This window comes from Bacillus sp. FSL K6-1033 (genome assembly GCF_038630765.1).
Classification (GTDB): Bacteria; Bacillota; Bacilli; order Bacillales; family Bacillaceae; genus Bacillus; species Bacillus altitudinis.
On the sequence record NZ_CP152041.1, the window covers coordinates 3,491,871 to 3,509,469 of the forward strand.

Here is a 17,599-nt window from a genome sequence, read left to right on the forward strand (position 1 = left end):
CTTAACCCCTCCCTTTCTGTTTTAATAAATAGAGGAAGAAAGGTGCACCGATGCAGGCAAGCAAAATCCCTACAGGCAATTCAACCGGTGTAAACCAGACCCGTGCCGCTGTATCGGCAAAGACCACAAGCACGCCCCCTCCAAGCATTGAAATCGGCAGCAAATACCGGTAATCATCTCCGATTAAAAGACGGATAAAATGAGGCACCACAAGTCCGACAAATCCAATTAAACCGCTGACACTGACAGCCGCTCCAGCTAAAAGAGCGGCCAGCGCAATGAGAAAAAATCGAGTCCGCTCTACTCGAAGGCCCAATAGCTGAGCCGATTCATCACCAAGCAAAAGGAGATTGGACGGTTTAATGGCGAAAAAACAAAGACATAATCCAGCCAGCGCATATGGCGACACAAAGCTAAGATGATGCCAGCTCCGTCCGTTTAACCCCCCTGATAGAAAAGGCAAAACAGCCTGCACACGCTCACTATAAAGCACCATAAACCCATTCATCACCGCACCAAGCAGGGCATTGACGGCAACACCTGCCAAGATCAATTTAAGCGGGGAAACCCCTTGATCAAATGACAGCATATACACGACAAGAGCTGCTAATAAGGCGCCCAGAAAAGCAGCTGCCGGAAGCAAATACGTGAATTGCGGGAGAACAATCATGCTGAGTACAGCAGCTAACCCGCCGCCCGCAGTCACACCAATGATCCCAGGGTCAGCAAGTGGATTTCGGACAACTCCTTGTAAAATCGCCCCTGATGCCGCGAGACAGGCCCCAACGAGAAAACCAATGAGCACACGGGGAAGCCGTAAATCCATGACAATTTTTTCATGAACAGGCAGACCTGATCCCGTGAAGACAGACATTAAATCCGTCAGCGATAATTGGACAGAACCTACCGCAAGTCCTAGACAGACGCCCACACATAAAGAGAGAAACAATCCTGGTAACAGCCATTTTCGTCTTGACTGCCTTTTTTGAAAATCTAGTTCTGCATTCATCTTCATGATGACAATCGCTTCAATTTCTTCTCTAATTCATCGATCGCTCTGATGACTTCTGCGCCTGGATTTGTCCCAAATAGGTCACTTGGCAGAATCTCAACGTGTCCATTTTTGACAGCTGATACATCGTGCCACGCCGCATTTTGCTTCATTTCACTCATAAAGCCTGCTTTGACATCTTCAGGATTGCTGTGTGTCATCAGCAAAATGAGATCTGGATCGGCCTCGATTACCTTTTCTGCATTGATTTGTGCATACTGCGGAAACTTCTCGAGTGCTGGTTCATTTTCAGCAATATTCGCACCACCAGCGATCCGCAACAGATCACCGCTTAAAGATTGTGGAAGTGCCGCCATATATGTGCCGGGCGCACCATATACAACGAGTGTCTTTACTTTTTTCTCAGGCTGCTTCACTTGCTTGATCCGCTGATCGATTTGAGCATTGAGTGCTTTGGCCTTTTGCTGTTTTCCAAGTAAATCACCAAATAAAGTAACTTGACGCTGGATGTCCTTCACTGAGTTGGCACTTGTCAAAAGAAGCTGTGAACCAATTCCTTCTATAGTAGAGATATCCTTGCTGTTTAATGATTCATTCCCAAGCACCACATCGGGCTTTAAACTCGTGATCAGCTCGACATCAAATTGATGGGTTGTGCCAATTGATTGTACGGACTTTGCCTTTTGTAGATTGTCTGGCAATTCGGCAGTTGGCCGGCCGACCACCTGGCCACCTAAGGCATAAATGATGCTCATGTCGCCAGTTGACAACGAGACAATCCGTTCAGGTGATTCATGAAACGATAATGTTCTGCCGGCAAAATCCTGAATGTTGAGCGCACCTTGCTTGCTCCCATTCTCGACAGGCGCCGCCTGGCTGCATCCGCCGAGGAGAAGCACGACAACGAGTCCTGCCCAAATCACATGTAAACATTTCAACCGTCTGTCTCTCCTTTTCTAGTAAACTTTCTTTAGCTTCGCCTGTACCACGAGACGCTTGTTTTTAGGTGCCAGCACGTGATCACAGGTCGATAATGTGAGAATCAAGTCATCTGTGGATACGTCTGTTTTCGTTTGATAGATGGACTTCTTACGCACAGCTTGCAAGTAGTGCGCATATTCACCAAGATCCTGAAAATCAGTCTGAATATAATCGAAATCGACTGTCGTCTCATACACAGCAAAAATCTCTGCTTCATAGCTTTGGTACAGCGTATCGTACTGAAATGTGCGATGATCTTGGAAGAAATCTTTTTTCAAATAGTTTGTGAGACCAGCAAACATAGACCCATCCCTCATCCGATGACCGTATAACACTGTATTGGGACTTTCATGCAAGACGTCATTACGATAATCCATAAAGATACTGCCTGCCCGTGTGTCATCCTTTACATAATTACGAGTTAAATAGAATGCATTATCGTTTGACTGAACAATTGGATACTGAATCATCGTGTCCTTCATATCAATCCAACCGACAATGTCTTGATTCACCTTTCGCAAATCATCAAATGACTGACGGATTTCTCCAGGTTTTCGCTGTTTTATTCCATCCTCGTGTGTGTAAAGTGTCTGAGCCTTTGCAAGCACCTGACGATTTTGATAATTGCCAAAGAGCTCCAAGCCAATGGCAGTACCGCTATATAGAAAAACACCTAAACAGACGATCGTCAGCATTCGCTGCCCGATTCTTTTCCCTCGTTTCACACTGTCTCACCTGCTTTTTGCACAACTTATATGCCTACAGGCACGATATACATCCCTGTTTCTGCATCCTGCTTAATTGTGACGGACACATGATAAATGTGCCGCACCATCTCTTCTGTTAACACAGCATTTGGCCGTCCTTCGCGAATAATTTGTCCATCTTTCATGGCGATGATGATATCACTATAGCGAATCGCCTGATTCATATCGTGCAGGACCATCACGATGGTTAATCCATGCTCGACATTGAGCTCTCGAATGAGCTCCAGAATGTCAAATTGATAATACATATCCAAATAAGTCGTCGGTTCATCTAAGAAAAGGATCGGTGTTTTTTGCGCTAAAGCCATCGCAATCCATACACGTTGCCGTTCTCCGCCTGACAATGAGGCGAGAGGCACCTTTCGCTTATCCGTCAGCTTTGTACAGGACAGTGCCCACTCAATTGCTTTCTCATCCTCTTCCTTGTCACTGCCGCGCATCGTTTGGTACGGCGTTCTCCCAAATGCCACGACTCGTTCGATCGTCAAATCGAGCGGCGCTTCATTTTGCTGATGTACGACTGCCAGCTTTCTCGCGAGTTCCCTTGGCTTGAACGCATTCAGCTCTTGTCCATCTAAGTGAATCTGTCCTTTATGTGGACAATGGTTATGTGCCATCAAAGAAAGTAAGGTGGATTTGCCCGAGCCATTTGGACCGATAATGGTGGTGATTTTCCCCTTTTCAATCTTTGTAGTGACCGATTGTACAATATCCCTCTGCCGATCATAGGAAAACGACACCTCACGAATGTCCATGCAGACGATCCCCCCTTCTTAATAAAAAGATCAGAAACGGCCCGCCAATGACAGCCATGATTGTAGAAGCAGGGATTTCATTTGGTGCCACAAGCGTTCTGCCGAGCGTATCAGCCGTCAAAATGAGCAAGGCCCCGCTTAACGCAGAAAATGGAATCAGTACCCGATGGTCCGAGCCGACGAGCCTTCTAGAGATATGGGGAATGAGCAAGCCGACAAAGGCAATCACGCCCGCTACCGCAGCAGTCACCGCTGCTAATAACACCGCCGTGATTGAAATCAAAAGGCGCATTCTGGTCACACGCAATCCTAAGTTTTTCGCCGTTTTATCTTGAAGGGCAAGCAAGTTACACCATCTGCTAAAGAAAAGCGCAACCACAAGCCCAATGACGCCATAGACACCGATTAAACGGACATCTCCCCACGTTTTCATCGTCAGATTCGACTGTCCAGACTGATTAATGGTGATATTGAAATAGCTGCAAATGGTCACAAACGCTTCTGCCATCCCTGTAAACATGGCATTGATGGCGATCCCCACCAAAATCATTCGAATCGGGCTTAAGCCGCCTTTCCAAGACAACACGTATACGAGGAAGCAGGCAATTGCCCCGCCTAAAACTGAAAATAAAGGAGAGTAGAAATAAAATTGAGGAAGCGCTGTAATTGCCATTAAAGAAAAGAAGCTAGCTCCCGATGAAATACCAATAACACCGGCATCTGCTAATGGATTCCTCATCACAGACTGCAAGAGGACACCGGAGACAGATAAAGCCGCACCTGTAAACATCGCAATGAGCATGCGGGGGATTCTTAAATCTTTAATGATTTCTACCTGTGCATGTTGACCGGTCATAAGCCCTTCCAATAATTCAATTGGTGTAACATGAATGCTCCCCGTAATGGCGGAATAAATAAATACGCCGGCTAGTAAGAGACTGACTATCAGAAATAAAATCCCTGTTTTTTTCATCTTGAACGTCCTTTTATCATTAAGATTCGCCGCTTATGACGGATACAACATACGAGTCAATTCATCTAATGCCTCTGCTGCCTTTAAGTTGCCTGTTGTCCCGAATAAGCTTTCTTCGAGGTCGTACACCCGGTCTTGTTTGACCGCATGGAAATGTTTCCAGATGTCATTTGTTTTAAATTCTTGATCAAACATTTTGACGACTTCATCCGGCATCCCATGTGCGGCTCGGAGAATGATATCTGGATTGGCTTTTTGTAAATACTCCGTATTGGATGCCAAATACTCCATTTTCTCACCTTTTACGATGTTCTTTCCTCCTGCAATACGCACAAGATCACCGATATACGAATTCTCTGTTGCCACTAAATAACTGCCTGGTACACCAAGCAAAATGAGAACGGATGGCTTCGTCTTTCCCTTCGTTCTCTCTTGTATGTCTTTCTTTTTTTGTTCAAAATCATCCACAATGCGTTTCGCTTGTGTCTTTCTATCATATTTTTCTCCAAGCTTTGTGATGGCGTTCTCCATCTTGTCCAGGCTCTCAAGGTTGAGGTATGTCGCAGGGACAGAAGCTTGTTGAAAAGGCGTTTCTAAATCATATTGAAGGGTCGTGACAGACAGGACATCTGTCGGTTGAAGTGATTGGATGATTTCCATGTCTGGGCTCATTGGGTTACCGACTGCTGGGAGTCCTTTGTATCGAGCCGGCAAGGATTTTTGGCTTGTTGGCACCCCGACAAGATCCACCTCTAGCGCATCCATGATCTCAGCAGCAGCTACAGTCGTTGCCACAATGCGGGCATTTGATGCTGCGCTTTTTTTGCCTTTCGCTGAGCTTTCAGCTGATTGTGAGCAGCCTGCTAAGAAGACGCACACACATAGAGCCGTGATCAGGGTACATAACATTCGATGCTTCAAAAACAGAAGCCTCCTTTCGAAAAAAAGGAAGTGGATGCGCCGAGATGAATGGCGCACCTCACTTAACATAGATTCTTTATCTTGTACGAGTTTGATACTTTCTGACGAGCACGAATAGTGATCCGCCGAATAAAAGAATGTACACCCAAAGAAGTGAAGTATCTCCTGTTTTTGGGTTCATCTGACCTGTCTCAGACTTGGTTTGGTCATCTGATGGCGTAAAGGTCATCTGCTCTGCACCCGTTTCCTCAGGGGCGAGATTCACAAGCTGGCTTGGTTGAGAATCGTGATCATTCGGATTTTTCACAAAGCCGATGCTCTCATCATCTCCGATCACCGTCGCAATTCCGCTTCCTTCACCACTTGCGATGCCTTTCGTATCATAAACAAGTTTGACATCATACTGCTCATGATAATTTGCAGCTGGAATGTCAATTTTTACGCGTGCTGCCTGATCACTGCTTAAACTTTTTGCTTCATATTGAATCACTCGTGTATCTGCTTTTTGATCAGCCTTTGCAACTAGCGTCTCTTCAAATTTACCGCCGGTTCCTACTTGGAACGACGTGATGGCTGAGCTGTTCTTCACAGTGTATGAAACGAAATGGCGGCCATTTTTCACCACCAATGTCGCAGGGCTCACGACGTAATCGTTCATGCGAGAAAGCTCATCTTTGTCTGCTTTCTTCATTGAAAAAGGAAGCTTGTACACCCCGTCTTTTAGCTGAACTGTCTCTTGATTCGTTCCGCCGTTCGTTGTGTCTGGTGCTGGTTTATTTGGTTTTGGTGTTTCTGGTGTAGCCGGTGTTTCTTCCTCTATTTGACCGTCCTTCAGTGGAACGATACTTTTTGAATCAAATTGAAAACGAATATCGTACGTTTGATCATAGTGAGCGGCTGCTACCACAATGTGTACTTTTCCGTTAACTGCTTTTTTCAGATCAGACACTTCAAATGAAACCACTCTTGTGTTCTTTGCTTGATCTGTGCTCACGTTTTTCACTTCTTGATAAGAACCGTTTTTCTCTATTTTCAAAGAATCAACTGACGTATGATCCTTCACCGTAAAGGAAACGGTTTGCGTTCCATTTTTAACGGTTAACGATGCTGGATGTGAGAAGTATTGGCTCATTCGAGATGCCACATCCTCATCGCCCTTCAGTACACTGTAGTTGATACGATACACACCATCTTTTAATTGGTTCTGCGGTGAATCAACTGGTGTTGTGCCGTTGTTATTGTCTGGCGTTTCCGGCTGATCGTCTGGTGTTGTGCCGCTTTGATCATCCGGCTTTGTTTCGCTGTCACCTGGTGTCGTACCACTTTGATCATCTGGTGTTGTTTCACTGTCGCCTGGCGTCGTACCGTTTTGATCATCTGGTATTGTTTCACTATCGTCTGGCTTCGCAGGCGCGACAAGTGTGAGACTGCTCTGATCGAAAGCGATCTGTACGTCATACGCCTCATCATAAATAAAGCCGCCTAAGTCCCAGTAAATTTTGACCCAGCCATTTAATTTGGCTGATACATCGGCTACATCAAATTTGATCACACGCGTATTCGCTGTCTCATCTTCACTGACCGTTTCAGTGGTGACGAGAGAGCCATTTTGTTCGACCTTGAAATCTGTGATTTCTTTGCTTTGCTTCAGCGTAAGATAGGCAGTCGTCTTGCCATTTTCGATGACGAGCTTGGCTGGCTTTTCTGTATACGTATCCATCATGGATGCTTCAGTGCTGCCATTTTTTAAAATGGTGAATCCGGCCGTATATTCACCATCAACCAATGATGCCGCCTGAGCCGTTCCTTGAGGTAGCTGAAACGCAGTCAACAAACTGAATAAAACGAGCAGAATAGCTGTCTGTAGATGAAAAAGACGTTTCAAAAGATGACACTTCCTTCCGTTAATGCTTGATGATCCACTTTCTCGCTAAAAACCCGCCTGAACATAAGACAAGCACAAGGAGCCATCCCATCTGGCTTGTATCACCAGTTTGAGGATTTTCTTCTTGTTTTGTTTTGGTGGATGAATCAGTTGTTTTGGTTGTTTCTTTTGATGATTCTTGATGTTTTGCTGCACCTGCTGTTTCTTTTGAACTGTCAGAAGAAAGTGACTTGATGCTGCTTTCATCGAATTTCAGCTGGATGGTATAGTCGTGATCATAATCAGCCGATTTGACTGTGACATGGATTTTTGACTTGATTGGTTTAGACAAACTCTGTGCTTGGAATTGGACAAGCCTTGTATTGGCTTTCTTATTCGTTGATAGAACCGTCGTATCGACATAGCTGCCATTTCCCGGCACTTTAAATTCCGTTACCCAGCTGCTGTTTTTAATGGTCATTTGCACAGTCAGCTTGCCATTTTTCACGATCACTTTTGCCGGCTTCAGCCAGTAATCATTTGCCATCGAAACTGCAGTTCCTTCGGCCTTCATCACAGTGTAATTGACGGAGTATGTACCATCATTTAATGAAGCAGCCTGTGCATTTGAAAAAGGCAGTATAAGTGCCAGCAATAATGCAGCCACAAAGGCTGGCATCCTAATCCATTTTTTCATCAAACGAATTTCCTCCCTTTTTATTGAACAGTTGCTACATCAAACTTGACGCGAATATCGTAATTGCCTGTATATCCAATGACCGGTACAGTCACACTCACTTTAGCTGGTACAACATCTGTCAGGCTGTTGACATTGAACTCTACCGTTCTCTTATTAGCAGCTGTGTTTGTACTGATCACCTTCGCATCTTTGTAGACACCTTGATCCAATGTTTTAAAGCTTGTAATCCAAGAGCTGTTCGTTAACGTGACTTGCGCTTTGATTTTTCCGTCCTTCACAACAAGCTTAGCTGGTTTTTCAAAATACGTATTTGCTGTTGACGTTGAATCACTGTCTGCTTTCCATACCACATATTGTGCTGAATATTGACCATCTGCTAAGCCTGCTGCTGAGGCAGAGCTAACCGGGGCTAGAGCAAACAATAGAACAAAGCTAAAGAATAATAAGACGTGTGATGCTGAACGAAGTGATTTCATATATATCCTCCTAATTGATATTGATAATTATTCTCAATAGATAATAAAAAAAATAACCTTTATCAGCGTATGAATCACACTCATAAATGATTATGATAATCATTATCAATAGAGACCAAAAAATAAATCTTTGCTTTTGACAAGTCAAAGATGTCTGTTGCTACATGATGTAGTGATACACGGTTTAGGTAATCTGTCCCATTCATGATACCATGGCATAACCTCCCCATTCCATTACAGGGAAAAGAACCCTCTTCTCCTTGATATTATATGATGAATGAAATTATTGTCAACATCATTTTTCATACTATTGACTTAGATTTCTGGAAAATCACAAAAAAAATCGATCAGGGACACTGATCGAAATCGATTAAGAAGGGACATGTTCACCCTTTTCACTATTTTTTCGCTCTAAAGACCAAGCATACATTTCCCGTATGACTGGTTCAATTTTCTTTCCTTGTTCTGTTAGTTCATATTCAATCCGCACGGGAATGTCGGGATATACTTTTTTCTCAACAAGGCCTTCAGCTTCTAAATCTTTCAGCCTTTCTGATAATAACCGTCCGCTGATGTTCATTTCATTTTCTAGCTGACAAAAACGTTTTGGCCCTGTCAAAAGCTGATTGATGATCAGAATCACCCACTTCTTCCCTAAAATCTCCATGGCATCTGTAATTGGGCAGCCATCTACTTGAGCCATACTTTACTCCCTCCTGTTTTTCTCTACTTTTTTTCATTATAACATAATTAATTACTTGAAATAAGTCACTAACTATTATATAGTTTAGTTACTAAAAGTAACAAGGTAATCATTTTATCAATTTTCAATAAACCATTGAACATGCAGATGCATATAACATGAAGGAGATGACCGAGCTTTGAATACAATAGAGCAGGTAAGATTAGGTGTAACAGAATTACATGTGTCCAGCTTTGAGCGTTCTTTGCCTTTTTATACAGACATTTTAGGTTTTACTTTATTAGAACAGACGGATTCTACTGTCACGCTTGGCAGCAACGCAAAGGAACCAATCCTTGTGCTGAAAGAAGATGTGCAGCTGAAAGAGAAGCCGGATCATGAGCCAGGACTTTATCATTTTGCGGTTTTATTACCTACCAGAAAAAACCTGGGCACATGGCTGGCGCATGTGATCAAAAAAGGCTATCCTTTAATTGGAGCAAGCGATCACTTTTTCAGTGAAGCCATTTATTTAAGTGATCCAGATGGCATCGGCGTCGAAATTTATGCTGATCGTCCTCAGGACATATGGGTAGGTGAGCATGGAGAAGTGAAAGGTGGCGGAAATGCTCCGCTTGATGGAGATGGTCTCCTGCAAGAAGCCGCTGATTCCACCTGGGAAGGACTCCCGGCTGGTACAGTCATGGGACACTTGCATTTCCATCTCAACCCAGAAGAAGCCGATTCCTTTTATGTGAACACGCTCGGTTTTCATATCCGAATGGCTCCCCCAGCCAGCTTATTCATTGCTGGTGGCGTCTATCATCACCACCTTGCCTTTAATGCATGGGGACGCGGGAGAAAAGGAGCCATTGATCCACGTTTTTCAGGAATTAGAAGCTATACACTGGTTTTCCCAAAAGAAGAAGATAGAACATCCGTCGTCGAACGTCTGACAAAAGCAGGCATTCACATGAACACGACAGGAAAAAGTAACGAATTTATTGATCCATTTGGCGTTCTCGTTCGTTTACAGATTGAAGAAACAGACAAAAAAGAAGGTGCAGAATATGGACAAACACACAGAGGTTAAAACAGCCATTTTAAAAGATAAAATCAAACGAGTACAGCAAGAAGACGGATTTATATATATCACTGGACCTATTAAACTGCCAGTGAATTTAGACGGTAGAACGGTCATGTTTAACTGGTATTCATGGTTAAAAGATGACGGGAAAGAACCATTATCAGATGAAGCTTTAATCGAAAGCCTTTCCTCCCGTGAGCTTGCAGATCACCAGCAATCAAGTGTCCTTGTTTACGGAGATTTCGAACATGCTGATGAAGCGCTGATCCGCATGCATTCCATCTGCCACACCGGCGATATTTTCGGTAGCAAACGCTGCGATTGCGGGTTCCAATTGAAACAGTCTATGCGAATGATTGAGGACAATGGAGCAGGCGCACTGTTTTATTTAGCCAACCATGAAGGACGCGGGATCGGTCTTTTCAGTAAAGCCATGGCCTACATCTTGCAAGAAAACGGCTACGATACAGTAGAAGCAAACGAAGCACTGGGCTTTGAAGATGATACACGTCAATATGAAGAAGCGATTGCTGTTCTTCAAACATTGCGTACAAAACCAGTCAGACTTATTACCAATAATCCGAAAAAGACCGATGCTATCAGTCATGCAGGCCTTTCTCTTTCTGGACGGATTCCACTTTGGGGTGATGTCTCTGAGTTCAATGAGAAATACTTGCAGACAAAAATTAACCGCTCAGGTCATATGAAGGCGGATCAAGAGGTGCGTACGATTGCCACATCATGAGCGATATATGAAACTAGCCCTTGAAAATGCCGAAGCAATGAAAGGTCAGACATCTCCCAATCCGCTCGTAGGAGCTGTGATTGTGCGAGAAAATGAAATTGTTGGGGTCGGGGCGCATATGAAGGCCGGCGAACCACATGCAGAAATCCATGCGCTCAAAATGGCTGGAGATAAGGCAAAAGGTGCCACGATCTATGTGACACTAGAGCCTTGTTCCCACCATGGCCGCACAGGCCCATGCGCTGAAGCACTTGTGAAAGCTGGCGTCGAAACTGTTGTCGTGGCGGCACTTGATCCGAATCCGCTGGTCGCTGGCCGCGGGATTGCCATTTTACAAGACGCTGGCATACAAGTTATCACGGGCGTACTTGAACAGGAATCCATTCTGATGAATGAAGTATTTAATCACTTTATTACGAAAAAAACACCTTTCGTGACGCTCAAAGCGGGCATTACGTTAGACGGAAAAATTGCATCTGCTACGTCTGACAGCAAGTGGATTACATCAGAGACGTCCCGTTATGATGCACATCACATTCGCAGTATCAACGATGCCATCTTGGTCGGTGCGCAAACCGTCATTCACGACGATCCTTCATTAACAGCACGGATTCCAAACGGTCATCATCCAATTCGAATTGTCTTAGACTCTAAGCTGTCTATCCCGCTGACAGCAAAGGTGGTCACAGATCAAATGGCGCCAACATGGATCTTTACAACAAAACAAGCCGATGAAGAAAAACGAGCCGCTTTAGAAGCAGCTGGCGTCAGCGTCATCATGACGGATAGCGATACCCGGGTGCCCTTACAAGAAGTACTTCAAGTGCTTGGAGAAAGAAATATCTCCTCCCTGATGATTGAAGGCGGCGGACAAATCAATGCCTCATTTTTAGAACAGCAGCTTGTCGATAAACTCGTCATCTACATGGCGCCCAAGCTCATTGGCGGACGACTCTCTCCTTCTTTTTTCGGAGGCGAAGGCATACGCCTCATGAGTGATGCAATTGAACTGGATCAACTCTCTCTTGAACCACTCGGAAAAGATATAAAGATAACGGGTTATCCTGTTTATCAATAAACAACAAAGCTTGTAGATTGAGTCTGCAAGCTTTTTTCTCATCATTGAATTTGAGGTGATTAAATTGAACATCAAAGGAATAAACCATTTATTATTTTCTGTTTCTGATTTAGAGACATCTATTGATTTTTACACAAAGGTCTTTAATGCCAAATTGTTAACAAAGGGCAGAACGACAGCTTACTTCGATTTGAACGGCCTGTGGCTTGCCCTCAATGTAGAAAAAGACATTCCTCGTCAAGACATCCATCACTCTTACACACACATCGCTTTTTCTATTGATGAGGAGGATGTAGATCCAATGTATAACAAACTAAAAGATTTGAACGTCAACATCTTACCAAGCCGGCCAAGAGACGAAAGAGATCAGAAGTCGATTTATTTCACAGACTCTGATGGACATAAATTTGAATTTCATACAGGAACCTTGAAAGATCGATTGGATTATTACAAACTAGAGAAAACACATATAGAGTTTTTTGAATGAAACGCAAAGAAAAACAGAGAGGAAACAACAAGGTGCTATTCGTCATTAAATAGGAAAGATGGTAAAATATACATAGAAACGTGTTGCAAACGATAGTCCTCCCCCCTTCCATACTAAAGGTGTTTTTATGCCTAGAAAGGAGGGGTCAGTTTGAGAACAAAACTTGTGCGTTCACGCGTTGAAAGACGCAAAAACAAAAAGAAAAAAGCTTGTACCTGTAAGTACAAGCTTTGGTTCCTTATCTTAAATTCAATCCGAACTCTAGTCCAGTTCATCATATGGATTTTAGATAAGAGAACATTCTGAATGAACCCTTAAGATGATAATGAAAAATAAAGCGGCACCTTCATTACCCCTAGTCAAGGTAATGCTGGTTCTATCTCGTTTCTGTTTTTTGGAGGGCTGCTTTATTTTTTCATATTATTTCAGTGTATTCCTCACATTTTAAATTTATACATAGAAAAAGCACACGGTAGTCAGCCGAGTGCCCAAATTAAATTTCTTTTCAGTTGTATGGTGAACGTTCAAGAAATTCACCTTGAAGCTCTCGTGCTTCAGTTTGAAAACTAGTTCAACTTAGTCCGAGTTGAACAAAAAACTTGTGCAACAATATGTTACCATAAGTAACAATTTGTTACCATAGTTAAGCTTATTTTTTAATCTCACTTATTCATTTCAAATGCAGAATTTTCATTATTTCAAATAAATTATACAGCTTTTTGTTATGCAATGAATCAAATAAACTGAACAACACTCAAAATAACTTAACCTGTACTTTTCTTCTAAGCCCTCCTACTTTCTATTGGCAACTGTAAGACCTTATTTAATTAAATAAAAAAGAATCAGTATATAAAAAACTGATTCCTTCTGCATACATTTATCTCAAACAAATCGTATTTAATCCACGAAGCGTGTCGTAAAATGTTTCATGTGAAACATCTGTGATCTAATATTGATCAATTTCCCTCTATCAGCCTGCCAAAGCTTTCGGGTGAAAGTCCCGGTGAAATGCGCAGGCGGTGTAAGGACATCATGCCTTGTTCCTTTTTCGCATGTCCTGGTTCAGTGGTCACAGCCATTTCATATCCTGCTTCCTTCGCCAGCTTCAGTGTGTCTTCGTTATAGCGACCGACCGGATAGCTGACCATGATTGTTTGTTGAGAAAAACGCTGGTCAAAGAATACCTTCGATCCTTTTAATTCTTCTTCCTGCTGCTTCTGTGATAAACGATTGAGCTCTAAATGATGAATGGTGTGACTCTCTATTGAAATACCATGCGCCACCATATCATCCATTTGAGCATCGGTTAAATGATGCGGACGGCCGATGGACTGCTCGATCATAAAAATCGTGGCTTTCATTCCATATTCCTTTAAAATCGGAAATGCCTTTGTGTAGTTATCCGTATATCCATCGTCAAATGTGATAAGAACATACTTTTCACTTGGTGTCGAATTGGTCGCGAGAACTTGATATGCCTCTTTCGGCGACAGCGTGACATAGCCGTTGTCTTTCAGCCATTTCATATGAGCCGCAAATTCGCTTTTTGGCACACGTAACGAATTACCGCTGGAAATACTGTGATACATCAAGATTGGAAGCGCAACGGGTTCCTTTTGCTGAATCCAGTTTTGTTTGTCTATCTCTGCCGCTTCAATTTGCTGCGTTTCTGTTGTTTCTTTCGTTTGTACTTGACCCTTTACCTCTTTGATGGCTTGCTGGTTTCCTTCTGTTTGCTGTTTCGTACCCATACAGCCCGAAATGAGCAGCATGACTAAACCAACTGCAAGCCACATACATGTTTTTTTCATTCACCAATCCTGCTTTCTCTTTATCTACCGAATGATTATAACAGAAATTGGTTAATAACTGATATCTATTTTGACAGGGTATTCATTTTTTTACACATTTCGATCATTTCAATGGCAAGCAGATGGATGGTCTCTGTTGTGAGCATTTGGTCTTCTGCATGTATGAGCAGTAAAGAAAAGGGAAGCTGTTCCCCTGCCGCCTCTTTTTGTATCAGCGACAAGTGCAGGTCATGGATGCTTCGAAACGCTTCCTCCCCTTTTTCAATCAACTGCTGTGCTGCTTCAAAGTCATCCGCTCTTGCTAGACGAATGGCTTCTACATAATGGCTTCGTGCCTCACCTGCATGGGCAATGATTTGAAAGGCTGCTCCCTGCATTTCCTCTAATACCGTCATCTGCTTCTCCTCCGATTGCTCAAGATTCATTTGCTAGTTTCAGTGCATGTTCTAGAATTTTTTCTCCATTCGCTGTTCCATATAATCTTACATTTACCACATCGACAGGTATATGATAAGGTGCCGCTGTTTTTTCTGCTGCCTTTCTCATAAAGCTAACTTGCGGTCCTAGCAAAATGACCTTTACATCGTCCCCATGCTCTTCTAATTCGTCCGCAATGGCCCCTTCAGGTATCGCATAAATTTCATAATCCAGCCCTTTTCCTTCTGCGGCTGCCTTCATTTTAGATACCACAATCGACGTCGACATTCCTGCTGCACAAGCGAGAATGATTCGCTTCATATCCCATCACTCCTATTGATAAATGACATCTGGTTCATCCCTTAATTTCCTCGTTTGGATTAATGTTTTGAACCAGTACCCTGACGCTTTCATCTGACGATTCCGTTCATTCTCCAGTTGGATCTCTACTAATCCGTAGCGATTCTTGAATGCATTCATCGGTGAGACATTATCCGTAAAAGCCCAGAGCATATATCCCTTGCAGTTTGAACCTTCTTTTTTCGCTTGAAGGGCTTTTTTCAAATGCTGGCTGATAAATGAAATTCGGTACTGATCATCAATGATGCCGTCTTCGTTTTTAAACCGCTCTTCCTGCTCGACCCCCATACCGTTTTCAGCCACAAACCACTCGATATTGCCGTATTCTTCTTTTATTCTCATGCCCATATCATAGACGATATTCGGATAGATTTCCCAGCCTCTGAATGGATTCATTTTTCTCCCTGGGAGCTCAAATAGATCGTAATAATAAGATGGATGAAACGGTGTGTTTTCGTTCCAAGCCTTGCTAGGTGCCTTAACGCGATGCGGATAGTATAAATTAAGACCGACCACATCGACTGTATGATCTTTAATGAGCTGAAGCTCTTCTTCCGTTGCATCGAAAAAAATGTCATGCTTTTTCAATACATCAAGCAGTTCTTCTGGATACTCGCCTTTAATGGAGGGATCTAAGAACACGCGATTAAAAAACAAATCATACATGCGGGCAGCTTCTTGATCATGCGGAGCAGTCGATCTCGCATACGTCACTTCTGGATTGAGAATGACCCCGATTTTTGCACCAGCTGAATCCTTCAACCCCATTTCCTGAAAAAGCTTCACCACTTTTGCTGTCGCCAAGGCTTTATGATAGTTCCACTGCATCCATTTCTTCGTATTTTGCTCGAAAGGATAACGAATAGCATCTAGATACACACGAGTCTGAACAACAATTGGTTCATTAAAGGTAAACCAATGTTTGACCCGGTCTCCATAGCGTTCAAACACCTTTTCTGCATACAGAACAAACAGCTCGACAACATGTTTAGAGGACCAGCCGCCGTACTTTTCAATCAAAACGGCCGGAAGCTCATAATGCTCTAAGCAAAACATTGGCTCTACACCTGCTTCAAGTAATTCATTGATGAAATCATCAATATAACGAGCATAGGTCTCATCTACAATTCCATTCTCGTAATCTATGAGAAACCTCGACCAATTGATCGATGTCCGGTAATGAGATAACCCAATTTCCTTCATAAGGGCTACATCTTCAGGATAGCGCTCGTAAAAATTCGTTGCTCCTGCTGGTCCGTATCCTTCGTGCCATACGTGATACCCCTCCTTATACCAAAGGTCTATATACGAATCCTGATGCGGTTTCTTCCCTTTCCAACCCTCCGTCTGCCAAGCAGAAGCCGCAGCACCTAGAATAAAGTCATTGGGTATGTCGATTTTGTTCATGTTGCCACCTGACCTTTCTTCGTGTGAATTTGAAGTCCTTCCCACATCCCTTGTAAATACATAGCTCCAAGTGCTCGGTCGTATAATCCATAGCCAGGTCTGCCCGTCTCACCAAAGATCATTCGTCCATGATCTGGCCGGACATAGCCAGCAAATCCTTCCTTAAACAATGCGTTCACAATCGCTCCCATATCGAGGCTGCCTGCTGACGACAGGTGTGCCGACTCTTCAAAATCACCGTTTTCATATAAATTGACATTGCGTAAATGAGCAAAGTGTATACGCCCTTTTTTGGCATACTTTCTCGCAAGTGAAGGAACATCATTTTTCGCATTACAGCCTAGGGAACCGGAACAAAAGGTCAGTCCATGCTGTGAGCGTTCATCGAGCTGAAGGATACGATCTATTTGTTCTTCACAACTGACAATGCGGGGCAGACCAAATATGTTCCAAGGAGGGTCATCTGGATGCAGTGCCATGCTCATGTTCTCTTCCGCTGCAACTGGAAGGATATTTCCCAAGAAATAGTCTAGGTTCTCAAACAACCCTTCCGCCCCCAATGCCCTGTATGCAGCCATCAACTTTCTCATTTCTTCCTGCGTATAAGACGTATCCCACCCTGGTAAGGACAGTTGATCTTTTTCTATATCCATTTGTTCAAGCTGATGCTGAAAATAAACAAGGGTCGTCGATTGATCAGCTAGTGGGAAATCGAGCTGTGTTCGTGTCCAATCAAGGACTGGCATGAAGTTATAACAAATGACCTTCACACCATGCCTTGCTAATCTCCGGATATTTTCTTGATAATGCTCGATATAAACATCCCGGCTAGGCTTTCCCAGCTTAATATCTTCATGGACCGGGAGACTTTCTACGACTTCAAAAGCAAGATCGTGACGTTCGATTTCCGCTTTTAAATGAGCAATACTTTCCTCCGGCCACAGATCACCAGCCGGCACATCATAGACTGCACTGACAATCCCTTTCATACCGGGAATTTGCCGAATATATGAAAGGGAGACAGGATCTTCTTTGCCATACCATCTAAATTGCATGTTCATTCATGAGCCCTCCTT

19 protein-coding genes are annotated in these 17,599 nt (G+C 43.3%); 4 read left to right on the top strand and 15 right to left on the bottom strand.

The window, feature by feature from the left end; genetic code table 11:
* Window position 1 precedes the first annotated feature (1 nt).
* From MHH31_RS17945 to MHH31_RS17990, 10 genes are all read right to left on the bottom strand, one after another.
* Window positions 2-1,015, bottom strand: coding sequence for an iron ABC transporter permease (locus MHH31_RS17945; RefSeq protein WP_342495057.1), 1,014 nt, complete (start codon window positions 1,013-1,015; stop codon window positions 2-4).
* Complete coding sequence (locus MHH31_RS17950) at window positions 1,012-1,950, bottom strand: ABC transporter substrate-binding protein (protein WP_041507984.1); 939 nt, start codon at window positions 1,948-1,950, stop codon at window positions 1,012-1,014. Before MHH31_RS17950 ends, MHH31_RS17945 begins: the two co-directional genes overlap by 4 nt.
* Before the next feature lie 18 nt (window positions 1,951-1,968).
* The gene (gene srtB / locus MHH31_RS17955; RefSeq protein ID WP_342495058.1) at window positions 1,969-2,718 is read right to left on the bottom strand and encodes a class B sortase; all 750 of its coding nucleotides are present in this window, start codon (window positions 2,716-2,718) and stop codon (window positions 1,969-1,971) included.
* Between the two features lie 26 nt (window positions 2,719-2,744).
* A complete protein-coding gene (locus tag MHH31_RS17960) occupies window positions 2,745-3,515 on the bottom strand; it encodes an ABC transporter ATP-binding protein (RefSeq protein ID WP_342495059.1) in 771 nt (256 codons plus the stop codon).
* Entirely contained in the window at window positions 3,502-4,488 is a 987-nt protein-coding gene (locus MHH31_RS17965; protein ID WP_007497915.1) for an iron ABC transporter permease, read from the bottom strand. The genes MHH31_RS17960 and MHH31_RS17965 overlap by 14 nt, the downstream gene beginning before the upstream one ends.
* 33 nt (window positions 4,489-4,521) lie before the next feature.
* The gene (gene isdE / locus MHH31_RS17970; protein WP_045033776.1) at window positions 4,522-5,409 is read right to left on the bottom strand and encodes a heme ABC transporter substrate-binding protein IsdE; all 888 of its coding nucleotides are present in this window, start codon (window positions 5,407-5,409) and stop codon (window positions 4,522-4,524) included.
* A gap of 76 nt (window positions 5,410-5,485) precedes the next feature.
* The gene (locus tag MHH31_RS17975) at window positions 5,486-7,294 is read right to left on the bottom strand and encodes an NEAT domain-containing protein (protein ID WP_342495060.1); all 1,809 of its coding nucleotides are present in this window, start codon (window positions 7,292-7,294) and stop codon (window positions 5,486-5,488) included.
* Between the two features lie 19 nt (window positions 7,295-7,313).
* Window positions 7,314-7,970: a heme uptake protein IsdC gene (gene isdC / locus MHH31_RS17980; RefSeq protein WP_342495061.1), complete on the bottom strand. Its 657-nt coding sequence runs from the start codon at window positions 7,968-7,970 to the stop codon at window positions 7,314-7,316.
* A gap of 20 nt (window positions 7,971-7,990) precedes the next feature.
* Entirely contained in the window at window positions 7,991-8,449 is a 459-nt protein-coding gene (locus tag MHH31_RS17985; protein ID WP_342495062.1) for an NEAT domain-containing protein, read from the bottom strand.
* 370 nt (window positions 8,450-8,819) lie between these two features.
* Complete coding sequence (locus MHH31_RS17990; protein ID WP_007497926.1) at window positions 8,820-9,152, bottom strand: helix-turn-helix domain-containing protein; 333 nt, start codon at window positions 9,150-9,152, stop codon at window positions 8,820-8,822.
* Window positions 9,153-9,330: 178 nt separating this feature from the next.
* Here MHH31_RS17990 and MHH31_RS17995 point away from each other — a divergent pair, with 178 nt between their 5' ends.
* Genes MHH31_RS17995 through fosM form a run of 4 tightly spaced genes read left to right on the top strand, consistent with a single transcriptional unit; the run spans window position 9,331 to window position 12,528 of the window.
* Complete coding sequence (locus tag MHH31_RS17995) at window positions 9,331-10,224, top strand: VOC family protein (protein WP_342495063.1); 894 nt, start codon at window positions 9,331-9,333, stop codon at window positions 10,222-10,224.
* Entirely contained in the window at window positions 10,202-10,963 is a 762-nt protein-coding gene (locus tag MHH31_RS18000) for a GTP cyclohydrolase II (RefSeq protein ID WP_008345606.1), read from the top strand. The genes MHH31_RS17995 and MHH31_RS18000 overlap by 23 nt, the downstream gene beginning before the upstream one ends.
* Entirely contained in the window at window positions 10,950-12,041 is a 1,092-nt protein-coding gene (gene ribD, locus MHH31_RS18005; protein WP_058337099.1) for a bifunctional diaminohydroxyphosphoribosylaminopyrimidine deaminase/5-amino-6-(5-phosphoribosylamino)uracil reductase RibD, read from the top strand. Before MHH31_RS18000 ends, ribD begins: the two co-directional genes overlap by 14 nt.
* Before the next feature lie 43 nt (window positions 12,042-12,084).
* Complete coding sequence (gene fosM, locus MHH31_RS18010; protein ID WP_342495504.1) at window positions 12,085-12,528, top strand: FosM family fosfomycin resistance protein; 444 nt, start codon at window positions 12,085-12,087, stop codon at window positions 12,526-12,528.
* Window positions 12,529-13,484: 956 nt separating this feature from the next.
* Here fosM and MHH31_RS18015 read toward each other — a convergent pair.
* The 5 genes from MHH31_RS18015 to uxuA form a co-directional block, all read right to left on the bottom strand.
* On the bottom strand, window positions 13,485-14,339 hold the full coding sequence (locus MHH31_RS18015) for a polysaccharide deacetylase family protein (RefSeq protein ID WP_216942979.1): 855 nt from the start codon (window positions 14,337-14,339) through the stop codon (window positions 13,485-13,487).
* 65 nt (window positions 14,340-14,404) lie between these two features.
* A complete protein-coding gene (locus MHH31_RS18020) occupies window positions 14,405-14,734 on the bottom strand; it encodes a PTS lactose/cellobiose transporter subunit IIA (protein ID WP_008345614.1) in 330 nt (109 codons plus the stop codon).
* A 19-nt stretch (window positions 14,735-14,753) separates the two neighbouring features.
* Window positions 14,754-15,077, bottom strand: coding sequence for a PTS sugar transporter subunit IIB (locus tag MHH31_RS18025; RefSeq protein WP_008345616.1), 324 nt, complete (start codon window positions 15,075-15,077; stop codon window positions 14,754-14,756).
* Between the two features lie 12 nt (window positions 15,078-15,089).
* Window positions 15,090-16,523: a glycoside hydrolase family 1 protein gene (locus tag MHH31_RS18030; protein ID WP_342495064.1), complete on the bottom strand. Its 1,434-nt coding sequence runs from the start codon at window positions 16,521-16,523 to the stop codon at window positions 15,090-15,092.
* Window positions 16,520-17,584, bottom strand: a complete 1,065-nt coding sequence (uxuA, locus tag MHH31_RS18035) for a mannonate dehydratase (protein ID WP_342495065.1) — start codon at window positions 17,582-17,584, stop codon at window positions 16,520-16,522. The genes MHH31_RS18030 and uxuA overlap by 4 nt, the downstream gene beginning before the upstream one ends.
* Window positions 17,585-17,599 lie beyond the last annotated feature (15 nt).

Bases quoted from the DNA above. Each gene is read 5' to 3' on its own strand.
- MHH31_RS17945 (WP_342495057.1), bottom strand. From the start codon at position 1,015: ATGAAGATGAATGCAGAACTAGATTTTCAAAAAAGGCAGTCAAGACGA.
- MHH31_RS17960 (WP_342495059.1), bottom strand. From the start codon at position 3,515: ATGGACATTCGTGAGGTGTCGTTTTCCTATGATCGGCAGAGGGATATT.
- MHH31_RS17965 (WP_007497915.1), bottom strand. From the start codon at position 4,488: ATGAAAAAAACAGGGATTTTATTTCTGATAGTCAGTCTCTTACTAGCC.
- isdC (WP_342495061.1), bottom strand. From the start codon at position 7,970: ATGAAAAAATGGATTAGGATGCCAGCCTTTGTGGCTGCATTATTGCTG.
- MHH31_RS17985 (WP_342495062.1), bottom strand. From the start codon at position 8,449: ATGAAATCACTTCGTTCAGCATCACACGTCTTATTATTCTTTAGCTTT.
- MHH31_RS17990 (WP_007497926.1), bottom strand. From the start codon at position 9,152: ATGGCTCAAGTAGATGGCTGCCCAATTACAGATGCCATGGAGATTTTA.
- MHH31_RS18000 (WP_008345606.1), top strand. From the start codon at position 10,202: ATGGACAAACACACAGAGGTTAAAACAGCCATTTTAAAAGATAAAATC.
- MHH31_RS18015 (WP_216942979.1), bottom strand. From the start codon at position 14,339: ATGAAAAAAACATGTATGTGGCTTGCAGTTGGTTTAGTCATGCTGCTC.
- MHH31_RS18020 (WP_008345614.1), bottom strand. From the start codon at position 14,734: ATGACGGTATTAGAGGAAATGCAGGGAGCAGCCTTTCAAATCATTGCC.
- MHH31_RS18025 (WP_008345616.1), bottom strand. From the start codon at position 15,077: ATGAAGCGAATCATTCTCGCTTGTGCAGCAGGAATGTCGACGTCGATT.
- MHH31_RS18030 (WP_342495064.1), bottom strand. From the start codon at position 16,523: ATGAACAAAATCGACATACCCAATGACTTTATTCTAGGTGCTGCGGCT.
- uxuA (WP_342495065.1), bottom strand. From the start codon at position 17,584: ATGAACATGCAATTTAGATGGTATGGCAAAGAAGATCCTGTCTCCCTT.